A 3,737-nucleotide genomic window follows, 5' to 3' on the forward strand; every position below is an offset into this window, starting at 1 on the left:
TATTCTAACAACTATTATACCAAACTTTTAAAAAACCTGCAAGTTGATATTTTTTTCCGCAAACCTCGATATACAGAAAATATATTATTATATTTTATCCTTTAACTTCCCATCACAAGCCAACAACTGAAAACCTAAAACTCAGAAGCCCGCTGCAAATATCAATCCTTAACTTGCCGATTTAAAAAAAATCTAAAGCAAAAAATTTCAAATCAACAATAACTTAAGCATTAAAAAATTCAAAATCAAAAAATCCTATTCAACAAACACTTATAACTGCTTTTCAAAAAATTCCTTTCAAGCTATCACTACTTAAGCTTAAATCAAACATCAAAAAATAAAATCATATTACCAATACTTTAACTTCACTGACTTATAAATCATCTCACTAAGCTATCAAACAATCAGATAAAAATCACTAAGATATTGATAAACCAATCTCTAACGTCTCACATCTCACGTTTCACGTTCTCACGTAAAACAAGCTTGTGTGGGCTAACCTATTCAATTGCCAAGGTACAGTTAAAAAATTAAAAAGCTAATATAAATATACAAAAAAATTTTTAACCTGTCAAGCGGAAATTGAAAATGCTGTAAAATTTTTGTAAGTTTACCTTTTCTTATCATTCTGAAGCTGTAAGCTAAAAGGTCTTTTTCTTTTAAAAATTAAGAAAAACATGAGATTCTTCGCTTTGCTCAGAATGACGATTTGGATTTTTGGAACAGCCTGACAAGTAAATAATCTCTATCCTATTGTCTTCCACTTATTCAATAATTACAAATCACTCATTCATTTAAACCTTAGCCGATGCAAGGTCTAATAAGGCTTGCGACCTTGACCTTTGCTTTTCGTAATGTTCTTTTTCTTCTTCTGAAAGATTTTCGTTTTGTAGTTTTTGATTAGCTTCTTCTAAAAGCTTTTTCTCTTCCTCAACATTAATCTTATCAAGTTCAAAAACTTCTTCTATAAGAGCAATAACCTTGTCACCTCTAACATCTAAAACACCATAAGTCACTGCAAACTCTTTTACTTCTCCGTCTGCTTTTTCAATTCTTAATTTTCCGGGAGTTATATTTGTAAGTAGTAGCATATGGTTTTCAAGAATACCAATTTCGCCATCAGCCGTTGTAATTACCGTCTGATAAACATCACCGCTAAACACACTACCGGTTGGAGTAACTACGTCCAATCTATACATTTTTCCTGGTCAACCAAACTGTACAAAACTGTATAAAAATGTAAAAATCAGTTTGTACAGCTTGGGTTGGGGTATTTGTATTCCGCCATTTCAGACACTTCCGACCCCAACAGGCGGTATTTTGGAAGTGTCATAGCCCCTGCCACCAAGCACAGGAACTAACCTGTTAGCCACTGCTATCCAATCCCCTAAAACGATTATTTGTTTTAAGGGAGAAAGATCTTTATACTACCTTTCAAGACAGCAGAAGGCTAAGGCTATGGAAAGAACTTGTCAGCTTTTATGTCTACCTGTAGGCAGACCCCTCACCTGTTCCTTCCATTGGTTTACAGGTTGTTGGGTAGCTGTCTTGCTCTTTCCACTTTATAGTTAACAGTTTTCTATCTATAACGATTTATTATTTTACACTTTTTTATAGAAAATAGCAATTGTTGTACGAGACTGTTTTAAAATTCTCTTAAGCTTACCTTTCCCTACCATCCTAAGGCAGTAAAGCTGAAGGGTCTCCTTTTTAATTTATAAAAACTGCTAATTTCTCATCCCAAGGTATTTAGAATTTAATTATACCATACTAACGTGAAAGGTAATAAGTGAGAGGCAAGAAGTAAAAGGACACCTTACCTTCTTACCTAACCGCTAAATGCTTTTTACTCTATAGTTTGAACCCATTTTCTTAGCAATTTTCCATTGTACCAAAGGTTAATTGTTGGATTTTCTACAGAAGATGCTGTGATTGTGATTTCTTCAGTTGCAAAAATAACAGATATTGGCTGTGCTGTAAGGTTGCTAATTGTATAAAGCTTACTTCCATTGATATCGTAAACATCTACAGTTTTGTCCGCCTTAGCTAAAGCAATTTTACTGTTTAATGGGGATAAGTTAGCTGATAATACGGTTGTATTAGATGAAACATTTTTAAATACGCTTAAGTCAGTTAAATTCAAGACCTTAGCTTCTTTTGATGCTATCACTAAATATTTACCATCCTTAGAAACCTGAATATCATTTATTCTTCCTGAGGATATATTTTCTGATTTCTCTATGTTATCTGAATTTGTATCAAATACAATTAATTTTCCGCTTTCTGTTCCTGCATAGATTTTGTTGTTATATCCTTTTACAACAGATAATGATTCATTTAAAGAAATATCTTTGATTTTATTGCCGGATTTAGCATCTAATACAAATCCTTTACCGTCTTTGGAGAAGACATATACATTATTTCCATCTTTTCCAAAAGAAATTAAAAATGCATTTACGTCAAATACTTTATTTACAATTACAGAGGCTGTAGAATTGTCCCAAACAAGAATTTTTACAGGATTTTTCATGTCTTTATATTTGTATGCAAGTGCTTTGATAGGTTTTATTGCGGTTGTGAATTTTCCATCGTCAGAAATTGCAAAGGTTGAGAATTTATCAAAGTTTCTTATATCCTCCGGATCCCATAAAGAGATGTGTGGTTTTAAGTCTGTTATATCCCAGAAATAAATTCCAGCTTTTCCTGAAGATACAAAATATTTGTAATCTTTTGTCATGTATAATGGTCCATAAGCTTGAACAGGTGGAAGCTGAACATCTTCAAGGGTGTAATTAACATAAAACTCATCACCCTTTTTAACTTTTATAGTGAAAGTATCTTTATATACATCTTTTTCTACAGTAATTTTATGAACACCCTCATCAAGCTCAACGTTTTGTGGTGAAGTTCCAATTTCTTTTTCATCTACATAAATTTTAGCATCGGGCGGATTTGCGTTTAGATGAAGAACAGCTTTTGTTAGGTTTACAAATATAGATGTTGTCTTTCCGTATTCAATAACTACTTTTCTTGAAGTACCCACAGCTCCGTATTTAAAGATAATAAGATGTTTTCCAACAGGAAGATATTCTTTAAACGGAGTTTTACCGATGTAATTTCTTCCTTCCATAACAATCGCACCTTGTGGTATAGAGTCTGCTTGAAGAATGCCGGTTGGCTTTGGATTAAATACTAATTTTGTTGTTTTATCATAATAAACCCAAACACCCTTTCGTGTATCTCTATCAAATTCTGTTGTTGCCACAGTAATGTCATAACTACCTTCTTTTATTTCCAATTCAAGAGGCGTTTTTCCAACATGTTTCCCATTGATGTAAACATCTGCATTTTTTGGCTCTTGAATAGAAATTTTTCCTTTACCTTCGCAAGAAGAAAGGATAAATGACGAGAAGATAAGAAAAACCATAAACCATAAACCTTTTCTCATACCACACCTCTCAGTTTAGTTAATATTTGCTAACCATATTATAAAACAAAAAATTGATTTTTGTCATAAAATATTTTACATACATTTCAAGGGGGGATTATCATGATAAAGATAGATTTTACTAACGTTATGTCAGATGTTATTGGTGAAAAACATGGAATTTTATTTGAAGAGATTGAAGCTTATAAAGAAATTGTAAAAGAAGTACACGAGAAAATAAAAGAAGAGAGAGATAATAGCTTTTATTTTACTAAACTGCCTTATCAACATACGGAAGAAATTAAAAAAC

2 protein-coding genes and 2 pseudogenes are annotated in these 3,737 nt (G+C 32.2%); 1 reads left to right on the plus strand and 3 read right to left on the minus strand.

Features of this window, described 5'->3' with window-relative positions; genetic code table 11:
• Positions 1 to 794: 794 nt before the first annotated feature.
• The 3 genes and pseudogenes from atpC to SULYE_RS06865 form a co-directional block, all read right to left on the minus strand.
• Entirely contained in the window at positions 795 to 1,199 is a 405-nt protein-coding gene (atpC, locus tag SULYE_RS06860) for an ATP synthase F1 subunit epsilon (protein ID WP_007547876.1), read from the minus strand.
• 9 nt (positions 1,200 to 1,208) lie between these two features.
• Positions 1,209 to 1,562: pseudogene (locus SULYE_RS08605) on the minus strand (IS200/IS605 family accessory protein TnpB-related protein); the annotation flags it as partial.
• 284 nt (positions 1,563 to 1,846) lie between these two features.
• Positions 1,847 to 3,448, minus strand: a complete 1,602-nt coding sequence (locus SULYE_RS06865) for a PEGA domain-containing protein (protein WP_007547877.1) — start codon at positions 3,446 to 3,448, stop codon at positions 1,847 to 1,849.
• Between the two features lie 102 nt (positions 3,449 to 3,550).
• Here SULYE_RS06865 and SULYE_RS06870 point away from each other — a divergent pair.
• Positions 3,551 to 3,737: pseudogene (locus SULYE_RS06870) on the plus strand (glucose-6-phosphate isomerase); the annotation flags it as partial.

It is taken from the genome of Sulfurihydrogenibium yellowstonense SS-5, assembly GCF_000173615.1.
GTDB classification, from domain to species: domain Bacteria; phylum Aquificota; class Aquificia; order Aquificales; family Hydrogenothermaceae; genus Sulfurihydrogenibium; species Sulfurihydrogenibium yellowstonense.

What these genes read in the sequence shown, in the direction of transcription:
- SULYE_RS06865 (WP_007547877.1), bottom strand. Translation starts at nt 3,448, where the DNA reads ATGAGAAAAGGTTTATGGTTTATGGTTTTTCTTATCTTCTCGTCATTT.
- atpC (WP_007547876.1), bottom strand. Translation starts at nt 1,199, where the DNA reads ATGTATAGATTGGACGTAGTTACTCCAACCGGTAGTGTGTTTAGCGGT.